Below are 17,787 nucleotides of genomic sequence, written 5' to 3'. Positions count from 1 at the left end.
GCTGGGACCCCCTTCTCAAGAGTGATTGTCCGTACCAAGCTTGTTCGTTGTACGGCCCTACGACGCAGACCCTGCCACGTCCGGTTCCCCCTTGTCGTGGTTTGCCCGCAAGTAGTTGCTTGCGTGAACGCTCATCTGAGGAACCGATCGCGACGGGTATTGCGGGAACCACCCGACTCGGCGACGGCTCACTCGGAAAAGCGTTCTCCACCAGCGGAGTTAGCACACGCACAGCAATCGCCGACGCGCGTCAGCCGTCGCGTTTCATGATTCGCATCTGGGAAAAGTCTTCGTCCTCGTCACCCGTTCGAGGGGCACGAGCGGTGGATTGCGAACGCGAAGGAACCGAATCGGCCGGATCGGGAACCACCGGGACGGACAACCCGCGGGCGCGGCGGAACCGTTCGGCGGCGGCGCGCAGCGTGCCGGGCGTCGGGTCGCCGGACTTCGCGCCGCGGCCGTGGCGCTTCAGCAGTTCGGCGTTTTCGCTGTGGTGCCGGTAGGTGCGCGCCTTCGCGGTCCCGGAGACGCGGCGAGCGTGCGTCACCGCGTCTTCGCCGGTGCGCCGGAAGGCGGCCGCGGCACTGTCGAACTCTTCGGACGGCACCGGGTGCCCTCCTTTCTCCTCAGCCGAGGATCTCGACCGTGCGCACGGCCTGCGTGCACGCGGCGGAGACCCGGTCGCGCAGCTGCGCCGTGGCGTACTGGCAGCCGACGTGGACGCGGATCCGCCCCTTCGCGACGACGTACCAGTCGACCTGGAGGTCGGGCCGGTCCGGCTTGATCTCGTGGTAGCCGATGACGGTCTTGCCCGCGTACGACAGGCTCGGGTTGAACGAGCCGTACTGATCGGGCTTGGACTCCGCGCCGCTCTTGAGGTAGTCCACCAGCTTCTGCGGGTCCGCCGTCGCGTCGTAGTCCATCACGAACTCCTGCGCGACCAGCAGGTCGTTGCCGTCGCGGGACTCCTGCGGGTGGATGACGACCTGCTTCTGGGCGACCCGGTCGTCGGTCTGGACCCAGTCTTCGGGCGAGACGAACTTGAAGTCGTACTGCGCGAGCGTCCGGCCGGTCTCGGCGTCGCCGCCGGAGCCGCGGAACACGAAGATCCCGGTGACGACGAGCGCGGCCACGACGGCCACGGCGACGCCGGCGATCCCCCACAGCTTCTTGCGGCTCTTCTTCTCCGGCTGCGCGGGGGCGACGGCGGGCCGGTGGCCGGGCGGCGGGCCCTGGGCGGGCTGGCCGGCGGCCGGGGTCCACGGCCGGGCCGCCGGCTGCCCGTGGGGCGGCGACGGCGGGGCCGCGCGGTTCGGGAACGCGGCGGGCCCGGGCGGGACCGGCGCGGCGGCCGGCGTGCGCGGCGGCGCCGGGCGCTGGTCCGCGGGGCGCGGGGCGACGTCGCCCGGGCGGACGACCTCCGTGCGCTGCGCGGCGGGGCCGAGGGCACCGCCGGGCACCGCACCGAGGCGCGCCATGGCTTCGCCGGGCAGCGCGCCCGTGCGGTCCGGATCCACCAGCACCGCCCGCAGCGCGCCGCGGGCGACGACCGTCTCGGGCTGGTCGAGGCTCGTCGGCACGACGCCGGTGCGTTCGTGCACCAGCCGGGAGATCATCGGGATCCGGCTCGACCCGCCGACCAGGAAGATCGCCGTGAGCTGCTTCGGCCGCAGGCCGGCGTCGGCGATGGCCGCGACCGTCAGCTCCACCGCGCGGCCCAGCGGCGCCGCGATCAGCCGCTCCAGGTCTTCGCGCGTGACGTGCGCGTCGGCGAACGGCGGCGGCATCGGCACGTCGGTGTAGGCGTGCCGCGACAGCGTTTCCTTGGCGCCCCGCACGTCCTGGCGCAGGACGCGGCGGCGGCGCCGGTCCACCATTTCGCGGCCCTCGACGAGCTGCCGCCACGCGTCCTGGTCCGCACCGGCCACCAGCGAGCCGACGTGCTCCAGCAGCGCCTGGTCGATGTCCGCGCCGCCGAACGCGGGGTCGCCGCGGGTGGCGAGCACCTGGAAGCCGCCGCGCTGCGGACGGCCGGCCCGGTCGCGCGCGGCGTCCGGCGGCAGCCGCCGCACCACGCTGACGTCGACCGTGCCGCCGCCGAGGTCCAGCACCGCGAGCGCGTCGCCGGGGCGGCCGCTGAACTCGACGGTGCGGTCGTTCGTCACGTCCTGCGGCGCGAACGTCGCCGCGTGGTAGACCGCCGCCGCGACCGGCTCGGGCACCAGCGCGACCTCGCGCGCCAGCCCGCCGGCGGCCTGGCGCAGCAGCCGGGTGCGGATGGCACCCCAGTCCGCGGGGTGGGTCAGCACCAGCAGGTCGACCTCGGCCTCGCCGGCCAGCCGGCGCGCCTCGGCGACCGCGCGGCCCAGCACGGCGTGCACGACGTCGGTGACGCGCAGGACGCTGTCGCCGAGCAGCAGCTCGCCTTCGTCGATCCGCCGCTTCGGGTTCGGCTCGTACCTCGCCGGGTCGACGGCCGCCTGCCGCTCGGCCTCCTGGCCGACGAACAGCGTGCCGTCCGCCGCCGCGAACACCGCCGAGGACATCAGCGGCTGGCCGTCGATCACGACGACCTGCGGATCGCGCCCGTTCACCGAGGCGACGACGCAGGTGCTCGACGTCCCGAAGTCCACCGCAACCCGGACCGTCACCAGCAGCTCCCGCAGTACTTGTCGCGTTCCCCCGCGTCCCGCCGGCGGGACGCACCCTCGGGGAGGAACCTACCCACCCCGCCGAGAGCGCGTCCGGCCGCCGTCGTCAGTCGGGGTTGATCCACGACACCTGGATCAGCTGCTTGCCCGCCTTGCGGGTCAGCAGGTTGCCCCGGCCCGGTGGCATCGCGGACGGCTTGATGTTGCCGACCAGCGCGCCTTCGTCGCGGGAACCGTTCATCACCATGCCCGGCGCCGCGATCTCCTTGAGCTTGCCGATGATCGGGTCGTACATCGCCTTGCTCGCACCACCGGTGCGCCGCACGACCACCAGGTGCAGGCCGACGTCCTTGGCCTGGGGCAGGAAGTCGGAGATCTTCCGCAGCGGGTTGTTCGTCGAGGTCGCGACCAGGTCGTAGTCGTCGACCAGGATGAACAGCTCCGGCCCCTTCCACCACGACCGCGTCTTCAGCTGCTCCTGCGTGACGTCCGGGCCCGGCAGGCGCCGCGTCATCGAGTTGAAGACGTCGCCGACCATGCTTTCCAGCTGCGCCGCCGACACCGCGTACCCGAGCAGCGAGTCGCCCTGGATGAACCCGAGCATCGTGCGCCGGTAGTCGACCAGCAGGATCAGCGCTTCCTTGGCGGTGAACCGCTCGGAGATGCCCCGGGCGATCTGGCGCAGCAGGTTCGTCTTGCCCGACTCGCCGTCGGCGAAGGCGTAGAAGTGCGGCTCGGCGTTGAAGTCCAGGTAGATCGGCTGCAGGTCCTCCTCGTTGACCCCGATCGGGATCAGCTTGGAATCGCGGTGGGCGTCGAGCTTGAGCACCTCTTCGTAGGTGATCATCTCCGGCAGCAGGCGGACCTGCGGGGCCACCCGGCCGCGCCAGGCACCCTTGATCTTCGCCACCGCGTCGGCCACGCCGGCCGCGATCGTCTCCGGGTCGCTCGAGCCGTCGATCCGCGGGAGGCCGCCCAGCATGTGCAGCTTCTCCCGCGTCAGGCCGCGGCCGGGGCGTCCGGTCGGGATGTTGACCGCGACGCGGCGGTCGATGTCGGACTCGGTCGGGTCACCGAGGCGCAGCTCGAACCGGGTGCCGATCATGTCCTTGATCGCCGGGCGGATGTCGGCCCACCGGTTGGCGGCGATGACGACGTGCACGCCGTAGGACAGACCCTGCGTGGCGAGCCGGGTGATCGTGGTTTCCAGCTCTTCGAAGTCATCCCGCAGGGCACGCCAGTTGTCGACGATGAGGAACGCGTCGCCGAACGGGTCCTGGTCCGCCCGGATCTCGCCGCGGCGCTTGCGGTTGCGGAACTCGGTCATCGAGTCGATGCCCATCGCCCCGAACCGGCCTTCCCGCTCGGTGAGCAGGGTGGTCAGCTCGGCCACGATCCGGCGGGCCTTGTCCGGCTCGCGCCGGGCGACCGCGACGCCACCGACGTGCGGCAGGTCGACCAGACCGGCCAGCGTGCCACCACCGAGGTCGAGGCAGTAGAACTGCGCCTCTTCCGGCGTGTGCGTCAGCGCCATCGACATGATCAGCGTCCGCAGCATCGTCGACTTGCCCGACTGCGGCCCGCCGACGATCACACCGTGGCCCGCCGCACCGGAGAAGTCCGCCCAGAGCGGGTCGCGCCGCTGCTCGTACGGCCGGTCGATGATGCCCAGCGGCACCTGCAGCCGCCCGTTGCCGAAGAAGCCGACCGGGGAGAGGCCGCGGTCGTCGGTCGGGTTCAGGTTCGGCAGCAGCGTGTCCAGGGAGTTCGGGTCCTTGAGCGGCGGCAGCCACACCTCGTGCGCCGGCGGGCCCTGCCCGATCAGCCGCGAGACGATGACGTCCAGCTCCGAGGGCTCGACCGCCTCTTCCGACTGCGGCTGCTGCTGGACCGGGGCCGCCTCGATCTGCTGCGGCTCCGGTTCCTTGGGCAGCTCGACGAAGTCCGGGACGAACAGCTGCGGCCGCTTGTCCGCGCGGACCACGGTCGCCGCCGGGCCCGCCGCCTGGATGCCGGCAGGCCGGTACGGGCCCGAGACGTAGGACGCCTTGAACCGCACCAGTGTCGAGGTGTCGTACTTGAGGTAGCCGCCACCGGGGACCGAGGGCAGCTCGAACGCGTCCGGCACGCCGATCGCCGCGCGGGATTCCGCCGCGGAGAACGTCTTCAGGCCGATCCGGTAGGACAGGTGCGAGTCGAGGCCGCGCAGCTTGCCCTCTTCCAGGCGCTGCGAGGCGAGCAGCATGTGCATCTGCAGCGACCGGCCCAGCCGGCCGATCGCGACGAACAGGTCGATGAAGTCCGGCTTCGCGGCGAGGAGCTCGGAGAACTCGTCGCAGACGATGAACAGCGCGGGCAGCGGGTCGAGGTCGGCGCCGTTCTCGCGGGCCTTCTCGTACTCCCAGACGTTCTTGAAGTTACCGCCGTTCTTCAGCGCTTCCTGCCGCCGGTTCATCTCGCCGGCCAGCGCGTCCTTCATGCGGTCGACCAGCGTGACCTCGTCCGCGAGGTTGGTGATGACCGCCGAGACGTGCGGGGCCTTGTCCAGCCCCAGGAACGTCGCGCCACCCTTGAAGTCGACCAGGACGAAGTTCAACGTCGACGAGGAGTGCGTGGCCAGCATGCCCAGCACCAGCGTCCGCAGGAACTCCGACTTACCGGAACCGGTCGCGCCGATGCACAGGCCGTGCGGGCCCATGCCCTCGGCCGCGGCTTCCTTGATGTCCAGCTCGACCGGCTGCCCGTACTCGCCGACGCCGAACGGGACGCGGTAGCGGTCGCGGATCGGCCGGGGCCGCCACGCCTGCTGGACGTCGAACGTCATCGGGTCGCCGGGGATGCCCAGCAGCTCCAGCAGCGACGGGTTGGACAGCAGCGGCTCTTCGTCGCCGACGTCCTGGCCGGCCGCGCCGCCGACGCGGTAGGGCGAGATCAGCCGCGCGAGCGACTCGGTCTCGACCACCGACAGGGTGTCCGGGCGGCCGAACCACTCGACGCCGCCGGCGCTGCGCGCGCCGAGGCGGTCGGGTTCGACGACCAGGCGCAGGCCGCGGCGGGCGGCGAGGTTGCCGATGGAGTCGGACAGGTCGACCAGCGTGACGCCGACCAGGCCCTCCTCGAGGATGATCTGCTCTTCGCGGGTGACCTCGGCGTCGTCGACGATGATCACGACGTGCGGCTGGTCCGGCGCGGGGGTGGCGTTGCGGGAGAACCGCTGGCGGTCACGCAGTTCTTCGTCGAGCCAGTTTTCGATCTGGGCCAGCGAACCGGCCATCATGCGGAGCTGGCCGATGCCGTCCGACAGCGTGGGGTGCTGGACGTGGGGCAGCCACTTCGCCCACTCCCACTCCTCCTTCGCGCGGCCCGCGGTGGCGATCGCGATCAGCACGTCGTCGGGGCTGTGGAAGGTGACCAGCTGCGCGAGCATCGCGCGGGTGAGGCCGCGGGTCAGGGCGCGATCTCCCTGCATGCTGACCGCGGCGAACCCGCGCAGCGTGATCTGGGTCGGCAGGTCCGGCACGATCGAGTGCGCGCGCACGAACCGGCGCAGCGCGAGGGTGGCGATCGGCTCCAGCTCGTCGACCGGCCCGGTCTGCGGCGGGACCAGCCGCGTCGCGAGGCGGTGCGAGCTGCGCCCGACGCGCAGGTGCAGGAAGTCCTGGTCGTTCTGGCGGCGTTCCCACATGCGGCGGCTGGCGGCCAGCGACCAGAGGGACTGGGGGTCGGGGTGCACCCACTCCAGCGCGGCGCGCTGGTCGACCATCGCCTCGCGGGCGCGGTCGCGCATCTGGCCCAGGTAGCGCAGGTAGTCCTTGCGGTCTTCGTCCATCTCGGCGCGCTTGGCGCCGCCGCCCTTGCCCCCGCCGCCGGCCATCATCCCGAGCGTGCCGACGACCATCATGCCGCCCATGGCCATCATCATCGGGTTCCGGTTGCTGGCCTGGAACATGAAGACCATCATCCCGAGCGACGCGACGATCATGACGACCGGAAGCGCCTTCATGACGATGTTGCCGGGGATGACGCGCGGCACCTCGGGCGGCGGCTCGAGGTGCACCTCACCGCCCGGCGGGCGCGGTGCCGCCAGCCGCGGCGACTTCTTGAACTGCAGCGTGCTCATCGAAGGACCCCTCATTCAAAACTCGACGATGGCGGCCACCGCAAGGTGTGGGAACAACCTATCGAACGCCCCGGAGTAATTCCGGCGGATGCCGGAACCGCTCGCCGACGCCGGCTCGCCCTCGTCAGGCGAGTGTACGGCCCGGCACCGGCAGTAATGCCCGGTTCCGGGACCTGACCTGCCGCTGCCGGTGATTTTCGGACGTTCGGTGATGCCCGCACCGGGGTTCGGTATAAGTTCCCCCGGGAGCAGTCTCGACCGAGCGGGGGCAGTGCAGTGGCTACGGGCACGACAGTTTTCAGCAGGGTGACGGTCGTCGCACCGTCCACCCGGATCGACGTGGCGTTGCCCGCCGACGTCGCGGTGGCCGATCTCCTGCCGATGCTGCTGGACATGGCCAAGGAGTCCTCGCCCGACGGCGGGGCGCGGCACGGCGGCTGGGCGCTCGCCAAGCTCGGCGACGCCCCGCTCGACCCGAGCCGCACGCTCGCCTCGCTCGGCGTCGTCGACGGTGAGCTGCTGCAGCTGCGCAAGCGCAACGAGAACCCGCCGCCGCCGCTGTACGACGACGTCGTCGACGCCATCGCCGAGTCCTCGCCCGACAGCTTCCGGCCGTGGACCAAGGAGACGGCGAACCGCTTCGGCCACGTCGCGGGCGGGCTGGCGCTGGTCGCCGCCGCCATCGCGCTGTTCATGAGCGGCTCGCTCTACGGCGGCAGCGCGCTCGGCGCCGCCATCGCCGGCGGCATCGGCGCCATCGCCTGCGTCGCGGTCGGTGCCACCCTCGCCAAGGCCTACGGCGCGGAAGCCACCGGCGTCCTGATCGCCGCGGCCGGCGGGCTGCCGCTGGCGTTCGTCAGCGGCTTCTACATCGTGCCCGGTCTCTCGATGCGGGCGAACCTGCTGCTCGGCGCCGTGCTCGTGATCATCGTCGCGTCGGTCTGCATCATGGTCATCGGCGCCGGCATCACGACGTTCATCGCCGCCGCGACCGCGGGCACCTTCGGCGCGCTGGCCTTCCTCTTCGGCACGCTCGTCGCGCACCCGGCGGCCGGCATCGCGGCCGGCACGGTCGCGGTCGCCCTCGCCTGCATCTCGATCCTGCCGCGGGCCACGATCTGGCTGGCGAAGCTGCCGCTGCCGCACGTCCCGAGCAACGCCGAAGAGCTGAAGGAAGACTCCGGCTTCCCGGACTACCGCGCGATCGAGCGCCGCACGGCGGTCGCGCACAACTACATGACCGGCCTGATGATCGGCTGCGGCGCCACGGTCGCGGTGTCCGCGATCATCGCCGCCACCGCGCCCGGCGCGTTCGGGATCATCCTCGGCGTCGTCGCGACGCTCGTGCTGCTCCTGCGCGCCCGCGCGTACGCCAACGGCAGCCAGGCGATCGCCCTGCTCACCAACGGCCTGGTCGCGGCGACCGGCATCGGGATCGGCTGGCTGATCACGGCGAGCGCGCAGAACCGCCTGCTCTACGTCTTCGGCGCGCTGGTGCTGCTGGCCGCGGGCGCGCTCGTGGTCGGTGTGATCTTCCCGAACCAGCGCTTCTCGCCGCCGCTGCGGCGCACGGTGGAGATCATCGAAGCGATCTGCATCGCCTCGGTGCTCCCGCTCGCCCTCGGGGTGATGGACCTGTACACCACCCTGCGGCACCTGAACTTCAAGTGACCGGATCGGGTGAATCTCGGATGGCACCAGGACGCCGTTTCGGCGCAACCCGGCGAACCACCACGGCCCTGATCGCCGGCACGCTCGGCGTGCTGGTCCCGGTCGGCGCGACGGTCCCGGCGTGGGGCCAGGCGGCGCCGTCCGACGGCTACTTCGCGACACCGCCGCCGGTGGACATGACCAAGCTCATCCCCGATTCCCGGCAGCCGGACAAGAAGTACAAGCAGTCGAAGGGCTGCGTCCAGCGCAGCACGCTCGGCCAGAACATCGTGCTGAAGAACCGGCCGTGGGGCCAGGAGTACCTGCAGATCGCCAAGGCGCAGGAGATCGTCCGGGCCGCCACGAACGGCGGCGCCGGCCTGGGCGTCAAGGTCGCCGTGGTCGACACGGGCGTGACCAAGCACCCCTGGCTGCAGGACCGCCTCCAGTCCGGCGGCGAGTACGTCGCGAAGCCGAACGGGAAGCCCGACGGCCTCGAGGACTGCGACGGCCACGGCACCGAGGTCGCCGGCATCATCGCGGCCCGGCCGGACAACCCGGAGGTCGGGTTCGTCGGCGTCGCCCCGGACGCCACGATCGTGTCCTACCGGCAGCTGAGCGAGAACTACGAGCCGGACACGTCGACGTCGACGCCGAACCCGCCCGCCAGCTCGAGCGGGACGCCGTCGTCGGGCACCAACCCGCCCGCCGGCTCGCAGTCTTCGCTGCCGCCGAGCACCGAGGGCGGTGGCGGCGGCTCCGGTGAAGGCGACGGGACGTCCCCCGGGCAGTCGAACGGCGGGCGCCAGCTGGAGAAGGCCGGCACGGCGGGTACGCTGAAGACGCTGGCCGAGATCATCCGCGGCATCGCCGACCGGCACGAGGCCGACATCATCAACATGTCGGTCGACAACTGCCGCCCCGCCGACGGGCGCATCACCGACGGCGAGCAGCAGGTCCAGGCCGCCGTCCACTTCGCCGCGTCGCAGGGCATCGTGATCATCGCCGCCGCGGGCAACGCGACGGACACGTGCCCGCAGAACGACCAGCCGGACGCGCGGCGGCCGAAGACGATCGTGACGCCGCCGTGGTTCGCCGACGACGTGCTGTCGGTGGGCGCGATCGACGAGACCGGCGGCGTGGCCCCGTTCAGCGTGCACGGTCCGTGGGTCGGCGTCGCGGCGCCGGGGACGCAGATCATCTCGCTCGACCCCGCCGAAGGCTCCGACGGCCTGGCGAACCTGACGTTCGAAAGCGGCGACAAGGCCAGCGCGATCCAGGGAACGAGCTTCGCGGCACCGTACGTGTCGGGCCTCGCGGCCCTGGTCAAGGCCAAGTACCAGAACCTGGACGCCAAGGGCATCATCAACCGGATCAAGGAGACCGCGCAGCACCCGGCGGCGCCGGGCGGGCGTGACAACTTCGTCGGCTACGGGGTCATCGACCCGGTGGCCGCGCTGACCCAGAGCCTCCCGTCCGAGGTGGGCAACCAGGCGCCGATCCCGGCCCCGCAGGTGGCTCAGCTCCCCCCGGCGAACGACGACAACTCGACGCCGATGATCGTGGCGCTGGCCGGCACCGGCGGCGGTCTGGTGGCGTTGCTGATCACGCTGTTCGTGATGCGCACGATCCGCCGCAACCGCCCGGCCGAACCGGCCGCCACCCGCCGCTGAACGAAGCCCGGCCCGCGGTTCGCACCGCGGGCCGGGTTCAGGTCACTTCGCCGGTGGCGCCGGCGGTTTCTTCTTCTGCTGCTGCGCGTCCTCGTCCTCGCCGATCACCGGCGGGGCCACCAGACCGGGCTCCCCCAGCAGCTCCGACGGTGACGTCGTCGGGCGCGTCTTCGACTGGCGGCGGCCACCGCCGCCGCCTCCGCCGAACGCGCCGAAGCCCATCATCGGCATCATCGGCATGCCCGACGTGCCGTGGTTGGCCGAGCTGTCCTGGGCCGGCGCCGGCTGTGGTGCCGCGTCGGCGGGCTGGGCCGCGTCCGGGGTGCCCACGCCCGTGTGCTTCGGCTCGGCCGGGTCCCCGCTCGCCGACGACGGCGTCATGACCTCGTCGGCACCGGCCTCGGCAGCACCGGCGGGAGCGGTCGGACCGGCGCCGGCGGCGGATTCCGGTTCGTGCAGCCGGAAACGCTCCTCCGGGTACCGGTGGGCGATCTCGATGCTGCGCGTGGCCGCGTCGGGGTCGTCGACGCCGTCGCAGAGCCGGTCGAACGCCTCCAGGACGTCCCGTGCCGTCTCGTACAGCGCCTTCGCCGAATCCTGCGTCTCCCGCAGCTGCGCCCGCGCCCGCTTGGTGCCGCCGCCGGGCAGCATCATCGTCTCGGAGATCAGGTCCGCGGCGTCGACCAGGACCTCGGCGAGGTCGACGACGACGTGGCGCAGCGTCGTCACCAGCTCGTCGAGCGCGCCCGCGAGGACCGTGAGCGCCTCCTGGAGGTCACCGCCCGCGGCGCCGATCTCCCGCATGTACCCGACGAACGCGTCGGCGTCCCGGCCCGCCCAGCCGGCGTCGAGCCGCCCGAGGCGGTCGTCGAGCCGCGCGGACACCTCGGCCGCCGCGGCCGCCGCCGAGCGCAGCCGCCCGGCTTCGGCGCCGAGGTCGCCCCAGCGGCCGATCAGCGGCCGGAAGTACGTCTCGACGGGGTCGATCACCCCGAGCTGCCGGGCAACGTCGGTGAGGTAGGCCAGGTACGGCTCGGCGGTGGCGGCGATGTCGCCGCCCTCGGCGTCCGGGGCGAACGCGACCGCGGCGGCCACCGGCGCGGCCGCCCGCTTCGCCAGCGGGTGCGGGATCGAGTCCGTGGAAGCCTCCGGCTCGGCGAACATCATTCCGTCCTGCCCGCGCGCTTGATGAGCTCCGCGGCCTCGGCGTCCTGCCCGCTGTGGCGGACCGTGACGTGCCGCAGCGCCTCCGCTGCCGACTTCAGCGCCTCGGCGCCGTCGATCAGCTGACGCCGCAACGCACCCGCCGCGCGGCCGTACGACTCGCCGAGGCCGATCTGCGTCCCCAGCGCGCCGTAGGACTCGCCGGAAACGCCTTCGCCTCCCACCTCCGCCGCGGCCGCGTGGAGGTCGTCAGCGGCCTCCTCGGCGGTCCGGGCGTACTCGGCGACGACCACGCCGTCCATCCTCAAGCCGGCCATGGCACCTCTCCGCTCACCGGAAGAACCTTCGGGCGTGTGACGGCCGCCGCCGCCCGCTGGTTCCCTCAGCCGCCGGTCTGCTGCGTCTGGGTCGGGAACGAGCCGGCGTTCGGGTCGATCGGCACCGAGTCGAACTGCTTGAGCACGTCCTGGGTGTTCAGCGAAGCGCCGGTCGGCAGCAGGCCGATGATCGACTCGGGCGCGGGCTGCCGGTTGTTCAGCCCGATCGCGTCCGCGGTCGCGGCGTCCGGGACGCTGTAGCGGACCCCGCGGTCGGAGATCAGCTGGATCGCGCCCTTGCCGAAGCTGGCCTTGCCGGTGGCGGACTGCACCACCGCGGCGAAACCCGGCTGGAGGTAGAAGCCGGTGATCGGCACGCGGTTCGGGCCCGGCGTGGTGACCTTGGTCGTGGCGAACTTGGGGCCGTGGCTGTTCTGGCCCGGCAGCTGGGTGTCGATGTACACCGAGGTGTGGCCGTCGCGGTTGTCGCCGTCGCCGACCACCGACCAGCCGAGGCAGGCGACCGCGGAGTTCTTCGTCGCGTCGAGGACCGTCGGCACCGAGCGCGGGAAGTCGTCGACCGGGATGTAGCCGGGGTCGCCGAGCCGCAGCACCCGGACGCCCGACAGCTTGTCGAGGCCGAGGATCCGCGGCCGGCTCGCACTACCGTGCTTCGCGACGCGCATCACGTCGGCGACCGCCTGCGACACCTCCTGGATGCCGGTCGTGGTGATGGCCCAGTACTGCGCCTGCGCACCGGTGGGCTGGGTCGAGAAGACGTCGCCGGGGGCCAGCCCGTCGAGGTCGGCCGGGGGCGCGCCGTCCGGGATCACCGGCGGCGTCAGGCGCGGGACCTCGGGGATCGCGTTCAGCAGGCCCTGCGTGATCTTCCGCGGCTTCTGGTTCAGCAGCTGCAGCGCCGTGGAGACCGCGTTGTGCGAGTCGCTGGTGTCGATCTCGGCGCGGACCGTGTTGGCGTTCGGGCGGTTCTGCGTGCTCGGCAGCCGGTAGATCAGGTAGGTCTTGCCGTTGTCCGCCGCCGCCAGCAGCGCTTCCTTTTCGCCCAGCTCGGTGCCGAGGCCGCTCGGGGCGACGCCGCCGAAGACGTAGGTGTCGGTCTTGCCGATGTCCGGGTTCGGCCGCGTCGTGTCGAGCAGAACCTGGTCGCACACGGCCCAGTTGGGGGAAATGCGCTGGGCGTCCGACGGCATCAGCTGCGGTCCGTCCGGAATTCCGGTCAGTTTCCCGCGCGGAATGTTCTTCAGCTGCTCGTCGGAAACGACCGTGGGATTCTTCACAGCCGCGGTGCTCGCCGACGCCGGGGCGGGCGCCGCCGTCGCGCCGCCGGCGCCACCCGCGTTCGACTGCTGCTTCTGCTGGGCCAGCAGGAGAAGCCGGGCCGACGCCAGGTTGAACGTCGGGACAAGGGTTTTCGGGTTGCCGCCCATCACCACGTAGACCGTGCCGGACTGCTCGCCGATCACGATGTTCCCCGCATCGGGCACCGACGGCGCCGGGCTGAGCAGCCCCCAGACGACGAACACGATCATGCCGAGCGCGCCCAGCACGACGCCCACGATGGTGGCCCTCGTGTGGGTGCGCATCGGGTCGTGCAGCATCACGGCGTCCCGCCGGACCAGCGCCGACTGCATCCGCCGTAGGACGAACTGATACGCCTGAACCTGAGACTTAGTCGTGGGTGTTGATGGCATTCTCGACCTACAGCTCTCCCCGTCGCGGTACGGTTCCGCAGGATAGCCGTACGGGGACCGTCTGGTGTGGGGTTTCTACCAACTCAAGCTAGTGTCGGACACCCCGGGACCCGGCTTCCGGGTACGCAGCAAGCACGAGGGGAAGAGAAAGCGCGGATGTCCGTCACCAACCCTCCACGTCCGCCTGGCCCGCCCGGGCCCCCGCCGCCCGGCCGCCAGCCGGGCCCCCCGCTCCGTCCGGTGAGACCCGGTGGCCCCGGCGGTCCCGGAGGCGTCCCGGGTGGTCCTGGTGGCCCCGGCGGACCCGGAGGCGGTCCCGGCATGCCCCCGCGCGGCCCCGGCGGCCCCGGACCCGGACCCGGCGGCCCGGGTGGACGCCCCGGCGGACCTGGTGGTCCCGGTGGCGGTGCTCCCGGCGGACCTGGTGGTCCCGGTGGCGGTGGCCCCGGCGGACCTGGTGGGCCTGGTGGCCCGGGTGGCGGCGGTCCCGGTGGCCCGGGCGGCCCCGGCGGTGGCGGTCCCGGTGGTCCCGGCGGTGGCGGTCCCAGCGGCCCCCAGGGCCCCGACGACAGCGGCCCGTCCACTCCCCCGCCCAGTCCCGTGCGGATGGCCCCGCCCTCGCGGCGGCGCTCCTCGGGCGTGAACCTCGGCCCGCTGCCGGTCGCGAACCTCGTCGTGCTCGAGGTCGGCCTCGCGGTCGGGCTCGTGCTGCTCGCGATCGACATGTCGCTCAAGTGGGTCGGCGTCGGCATCGCCGGCTTCGCCCTCATCGTCGCGCTGCTGCGCTGGCGCGGCCGCTGGTTCACCCAGTGGATCGGCCTGACGCTGCGCTACTCCTTCCGGTCCCACGACCGCGTCGCCGAACCGCTGCCGCCGAGCACCGTCGAGGAGCTGGCCGCCGAGGAGACCACGGTGACCGGCCCGGACGACGCCCGCGTCAACCTGCTGCGCGTCGCCGTCCCGGACCTCGTGGTGGCGCACGGCGTCGACCACGAGCGCCAGCAGGTCGGCCTCGCGTGGAACGACGGCACCTGGACGGCGGTGCTGCTCGTCGAGCCGACGCCGGCGCTGATCACCCAGGCCGGCGGCGCGCCGAGCCTGCCGCTGTCGGCGCTCGCGCCCTGCCTCGAAGACCGCGGCGTGGTCCTCGACTCGATCCAGATGATCTGGCACTGCTACCCGGGCAGCGCGGCGCTGCCCGCGGACTCGCCCGCGCTCAGCTCCTACATGGAGGTGCTCGGCCCGCTGCCCGCGGCGGCGCGGCGCACGACGTGGGTCGCGATCCGGCTCGACCCGCGGCGCTGCCCGGCGGCGATCCGGGAGCGCGGCGGCGGCGTCGTCGGCGCCCACCGCGCGCTGATCGGTGCGCTTTCGCGAGTGCGCAACGCGCTGGAGTCCCAGGGCGTGCCGACCCGGCCGCTCGACCCGGACGAGCTGCTGCGCGCGAGCATTTCGGCCGCGGAGCTCACCTCCGTCGCCGGTTCGCCGACCAAGGTGACGCTGCAGGAGCGCTGGTCCGGCGTGACGGCGGCGGGCATCGGGCACGCGAGCTACGCGATCACCGGCTGGCCGAAGGGCAAGATCACCGGCAGCCTGAACGCACTGACGAGCGTCCGCGCGCTGTCGGCGACGCTGGCGATGTCGATCTCCCCGGCGTCCGACGAAGGCAAGATCGGGCTGCGCGGCGTGGTCCGGCTGAGCGCGCGCAACCCGCGTGAGCTCGAAGCCGCCGACCAGCGGCTGAACGGGCTGTCCGAGCGGCTGGGCATCGACCTGACGCCGCTGCGCGGGCTGCAGGTCTCGGCGTTCGCCGCGACGCTGCCGATCGGAGGGACAGCATGAGCTCCCGAATGCGTGACGCCGGGCAGAACCTCGGGGTGGCCCCGGAGTTCACCGTCGACCCGGCGATGCTCGACGCGATCAGCCCGTCGGGTGACCGCGGCGGCATCGTGCTCGGCTCGGGCCTCAAGGGCGAGCCGCTGACGATCTCGGCGCTGCGCTCGACGCCGACGCGCATCGTGCTGGTGGGCGGGCTGTACCTGGCCCGCCAGGTGGCGATGCGCGCGATGGCGGTCGGCGCGTGGGTCGTGGTGGCGACGGGCCGCCCGACGGAGTGGCAGGTGCTGTCCCGCGCGGCCGGCACCCGCGACGGACGGCCGTCGCCGCTGGTCCAGATCCGCCGGTTGTCCCCGGTCGAGCTGCCGCGGCCGTCGGAGGACGCGCCGCTGCTGGTCGTCACCGACGGCGGGCCGACCCCGCAGGACCTGTTCCCGCCGCGGTCCCCCTGGCAGACGACGGTCTACGTGCTGCCGTACCTGCACCCGCAGGCGGGCGCGACGGCGAACGCGGCGGACCTGGTGCTGATGCAGCGGCTCCCGGCGGGCCAGGCCGAGCTGGCGGCGCGGATCTGGCGGCTCCCGCCGCAGATGATGCGCCAGCTGACGACGTTGCAGGACGACCAGGTGGTGGCACTGGGCCGCAACCTGTGGCGGCCGCTGCGGCTGGTGACGACGGGCAAGGAGCAGCAGCTGCTCGGCCCGGTCCGCCGCGGCGACTGAGCTTCCCCCGCCGTGAAGGCCGCATCGAGGGCTCCCTCGATGCGGCCTTCACCGCTTCAGGCGTCCGGCTGGGACGCGCTGCAGATCCAGTTTCCGGAGGAGTTCTTCAGCAACCGCGGCGGCGTGTTCACGAAGTAGGCGTTGACCTGGCGGTGCGGACCGTCGTGCCAGAGCGTTTGCTCGTCCCAGGGGCCGTAGCAGTCGGTGTAGTGGCTGCCCGTGTCCCAGTCGACGTGGATCAGCGCGAACGTGTTGGCGCAGTGCCGGTAGTGCGCGTCCATGCCTTGCGAGCTGTACCCGCACGGGAACGGCACCGGCGCGGCCGACGCGCTCGCGGGGGCGGCCACCAGCGCGCCCAGTGCGGCGAAACCCGCGGCGGCACGGAGCAGACTTGTCGACATGAACCCGTTCCTCCCGTGACCCGTCAAGATCATTCGAGAGTTGCCCAGGTTCGGCGGCGGCGCATCAGCTTTCACTCGATCGAGCTGCGGACGTTCCTCGTCTGCTCGGCCCGCTTGGCCAGCTCGTCGTCCGGCGGGTAGTCCACGCCGAGCAAGGTCAAACCGTGGGCCGGGGCCACCGCGCTGTCGCGGATCCCGCTCTCCAGCACCTTCGCCGGCCAGCCGTCGCTGCGGCGGCCGTCGCCGACCAGCAGCAGCACCCCCACCAGGCTGCGGACCATCGAATGGCAGAACGCGTCGGCCGAGACGCGGACCTCCAGCAGGTGCTCGTCCACCCGAGCCCACTCCAGGCGCTGCAGCTCGCGGATCGTCGTGCCCGTGTCGCGCTGCTTGCAGTACGCCGCGAAGTCGTGCAGGCCCAGCAGTTCCGCGGCCGCCGCGTTCATCGCGTCCGTCGAAAGTGGACGGTTCCACGCCAGTGTGTCGTGGCGGCGCAACGGGTCGGCACCCCACGGCGCGTCCGAGACGCGGTAGCGGTAGTGCCGGCGGATCGCCGAGAACCGGGCGTCGAAACCCTCGGGGGCCACCCGGGCGCCCAGCACCCGGACGTCCCCGGGCAGCAGGCGGTTCCACCGGCCCGTCATGCGCGTCAGGTCCGGGATGCCTTCCGGGGACACCGGAATCCGGCCTTCGGCGGCCGGGGAGAGCGGGACGACGTCGACGTGCACCACCTGGCCCGTCGCGTGCACCCCGGCGTCCGTGCGGCCCGCCACGACCACGGACTTGGGCACCGAAGCCCCGGGCGGCTGCCGCCGCAGCGCCTCCTCCAGGAGCCCCTGGACCGTCCGGCGGCCCGGCTGGCGGGCCCAGCCCGAGAAGTCCGTGCCGTCGTAGGAGACGTCCAGGCGCAGACGAACGAGCCCGCCCTCCCCGGAGGGAGTGGCGGGCTCGTCCGGTGTCGAATCGGCCGTCAGGACGTCAGTCCTTCTTGGCGTCGGCGTCGGTCTCCTCCGAGGCCGGAGCCTCGGTGGTCTCCTCGGCCTTGGCCTCCTCGGCGGCCGGAGCCTCCTCGGCGGCGGGCGCCTCGGTGGTCTCCTCGACCGGGGTGGCCGGCTTCTCGTCCTTCGCGAACTTCGTCTTGCGAGCGCGCTCGGCTTCCGAAGTCACCGTCTTCTCGGCCACCAGCTCGATGACCGCCATCTTGGCGTTGTCACCCTTGCGCGGCAGCGTCTTGGTGATCCGGGTGTAGCCACCGTCGCGCTCGGCGAAGTGCGGGCCGATCTCCGCGAACAGCTTGTGGACGACGTCCTTGTCACGGACGACGCGCTGCACCTGACGGCGGTTGTGCAGGTCGCCCCGCTTCGCCTTGGTGATCAGCTTCTCGGCCAGCGGACGGACCCGCTTCGCCTTCGCCTCGGTGGTGGTGATCTTGCCGTGCTCGAACAGCTGCGTGGCCAAGTTGGCCAGGATCAGCCGCTCGTGCGCGGACGACCCGCCGAGCCGGGCTCCCTTGGTAGGGGTGGGCATTGGTTCTCCTAGTT

The 17,787-nt window shown here is 72.5% G+C and carries 14 protein-coding genes; 5 read left to right on the top strand and 9 right to left on the bottom strand.

Annotated features, from left to right (window positions below; genetic code table 11):
- Window positions 1–250 precede the first annotated feature (250 nt).
- The 3 genes from ACWEVP_RS10905 to eccCa all read right to left on the bottom strand — a co-directional run bounded on the left by ACWEVP_RS10905 (window position 251) and on the right by eccCa (window position 6,771).
- On the bottom strand, window positions 251–607 hold the full coding sequence (locus tag ACWEVP_RS10905; protein ID WP_452062354.1) for a hypothetical protein: 357 nt from the start codon (window positions 605–607) through the stop codon (window positions 251–253).
- 19 nt (window positions 608–626) lie between these two features.
- On the bottom strand, window positions 627–2,651 hold the full coding sequence (locus tag ACWEVP_RS10900; RefSeq protein WP_452062353.1) for a type VII secretion-associated protein: 2,025 nt from the start codon (window positions 2,649–2,651) through the stop codon (window positions 627–629).
- 106 nt (window positions 2,652–2,757) lie between these two features.
- Complete coding sequence (eccCa, locus tag ACWEVP_RS10895) at window positions 2,758–6,771, bottom strand: type VII secretion protein EccCa (RefSeq protein WP_452062352.1); 4,014 nt, start codon at window positions 6,769–6,771, stop codon at window positions 2,758–2,760.
- A 306-nt stretch (window positions 6,772–7,077) separates the two neighbouring features.
- On the opposite strand from eccCa, the gene eccD reads away from it, so the two are divergent.
- A complete protein-coding gene (eccD, locus tag ACWEVP_RS10890) occupies window positions 7,078–8,442 on the top strand; it encodes a type VII secretion integral membrane protein EccD (protein ID WP_452062351.1) in 1,365 nt (454 codons plus the stop codon).
- A gap of 20 nt (window positions 8,443–8,462) precedes the next feature.
- Window positions 8,463–10,094, top strand: a complete 1,632-nt coding sequence (locus ACWEVP_RS10885; protein ID WP_452062350.1) for a S8 family serine peptidase — start codon at window positions 8,463–8,465, stop codon at window positions 10,092–10,094.
- A gap of 42 nt (window positions 10,095–10,136) precedes the next feature.
- On the opposite strand, the gene ACWEVP_RS10880 is transcribed toward ACWEVP_RS10885, so the two are convergent.
- The 3 genes from ACWEVP_RS10880 to eccB all read right to left on the bottom strand — a co-directional run bounded on the left by ACWEVP_RS10880 (window position 10,137) and on the right by eccB (window position 13,287).
- Entirely contained in the window at window positions 10,137–11,258 is a 1,122-nt protein-coding gene (locus ACWEVP_RS10880) for a WXG100 family type VII secretion target (protein ID WP_452062479.1), read from the bottom strand.
- On the bottom strand, window positions 11,258–11,575 hold the full coding sequence (locus ACWEVP_RS10875) for a hypothetical protein (protein ID WP_452062349.1): 318 nt from the start codon (window positions 11,573–11,575) through the stop codon (window positions 11,258–11,260). Before ACWEVP_RS10875 ends, ACWEVP_RS10880 begins: the two co-directional genes overlap by 1 nt.
- Window positions 11,576–11,640: 65 nt before the next feature.
- Complete coding sequence (eccB, locus tag ACWEVP_RS10870; protein ID WP_452062348.1) at window positions 11,641–13,287, bottom strand: type VII secretion protein EccB; 1,647 nt, start codon at window positions 13,285–13,287, stop codon at window positions 11,641–11,643.
- 250 nt (window positions 13,288–13,537) lie between these two features.
- Here eccB and ACWEVP_RS10865 point away from each other — a divergent pair, with 250 nt between their 5' ends.
- From ACWEVP_RS10865 to ACWEVP_RS10855, 3 genes are read left to right on the top strand one after another with little or no spacing between them, the layout of a single operon-like run.
- Entirely contained in the window at window positions 13,538–13,930 is a 393-nt protein-coding gene (locus ACWEVP_RS10865; protein ID WP_452062347.1) for a hypothetical protein, read from the top strand.
- Window positions 13,894–15,129 carry a type VII secretion protein EccE gene (eccE, locus tag ACWEVP_RS10860; protein WP_452062346.1) on the top strand — a complete coding sequence of 412 codons (1,236 nt, stop codon included), beginning with the start codon at window positions 13,894–13,896 and terminating at the stop codon, window positions 15,127–15,129. Before ACWEVP_RS10865 ends, eccE begins: the two co-directional genes overlap by 37 nt.
- The gene (locus tag ACWEVP_RS10855) at window positions 15,126–15,845 is read left to right on the top strand and encodes a hypothetical protein (RefSeq protein ID WP_364462209.1); all 720 of its coding nucleotides are present in this window, start codon (window positions 15,126–15,128) and stop codon (window positions 15,843–15,845) included. Before eccE ends, ACWEVP_RS10855 begins: the two co-directional genes overlap by 4 nt.
- A gap of 56 nt (window positions 15,846–15,901) precedes the next feature.
- On the opposite strand, the gene ACWEVP_RS10850 is transcribed toward ACWEVP_RS10855, so the two are convergent.
- From ACWEVP_RS10850 to rplQ, 3 genes are all read right to left on the bottom strand, one after another.
- Entirely contained in the window at window positions 15,902–16,246 is a 345-nt protein-coding gene (locus ACWEVP_RS10850; RefSeq protein ID WP_452062345.1) for a DUF6355 family natural product biosynthesis protein, read from the bottom strand.
- A gap of 71 nt (window positions 16,247–16,317) precedes the next feature.
- A complete protein-coding gene (truA, locus tag ACWEVP_RS10845; RefSeq protein ID WP_452062478.1) occupies window positions 16,318–17,151 on the bottom strand; it encodes a tRNA pseudouridine(38-40) synthase TruA in 834 nt (277 codons plus the stop codon).
- Between the two features lie 73 nt (window positions 17,152–17,224).
- Entirely contained in the window at window positions 17,225–17,773 is a 549-nt protein-coding gene (gene rplQ, locus ACWEVP_RS10840; RefSeq protein ID WP_452062344.1) for a 50S ribosomal protein L17, read from the bottom strand.
- Window positions 17,774–17,787: the final 14 nt, after the last annotated feature.

The sequence above is a fragment of the Amycolatopsis sp. NPDC003865 genome (assembly GCF_053605345.1).
The sequence above is the reverse complement of the archived record's forward strand: the minus strand, read 5'-3'. Positions and strand labels throughout refer to the sequence as shown.

Bases quoted from the DNA above. Each gene is read 5' to 3' on its own strand.
- eccCa (WP_452062352.1), bottom strand. From the start codon at position 6,771: ATGAGCACGCTGCAGTTCAAGAAGTCGCCGCGGCTGGCGGCACCGCGC.
- ACWEVP_RS10885 (WP_452062350.1), top strand. From the start codon at position 8,463: ATGGCACCAGGACGCCGTTTCGGCGCAACCCGGCGAACCACCACGGCC.
- ACWEVP_RS10880 (WP_452062479.1), bottom strand. From the start codon at position 11,258: ATGTTCGCCGAGCCGGAGGCTTCCACGGACTCGATCCCGCACCCGCTG.
- ACWEVP_RS10875 (WP_452062349.1), bottom strand. From the start codon at position 11,575: ATGGCCGGCTTGAGGATGGACGGCGTGGTCGTCGCCGAGTACGCCCGG.
- eccB (WP_452062348.1), bottom strand. From the start codon at position 13,287: ATGCCATCAACACCCACGACTAAGTCTCAGGTTCAGGCGTATCAGTTC.
- eccE (WP_452062346.1), top strand. From the start codon at position 13,894: ATGGCCCCGCCCTCGCGGCGGCGCTCCTCGGGCGTGAACCTCGGCCCG.
- ACWEVP_RS10855 (WP_364462209.1), top strand. From the start codon at position 15,126: ATGAGCTCCCGAATGCGTGACGCCGGGCAGAACCTCGGGGTGGCCCCG.
- ACWEVP_RS10850 (WP_452062345.1), bottom strand. From the start codon at position 16,246: ATGTCGACAAGTCTGCTCCGTGCCGCCGCGGGTTTCGCCGCACTGGGC.
- rplQ (WP_452062344.1), bottom strand. From the start codon at position 17,773: ATGCCCACCCCTACCAAGGGAGCCCGGCTCGGCGGGTCGTCCGCGCAC.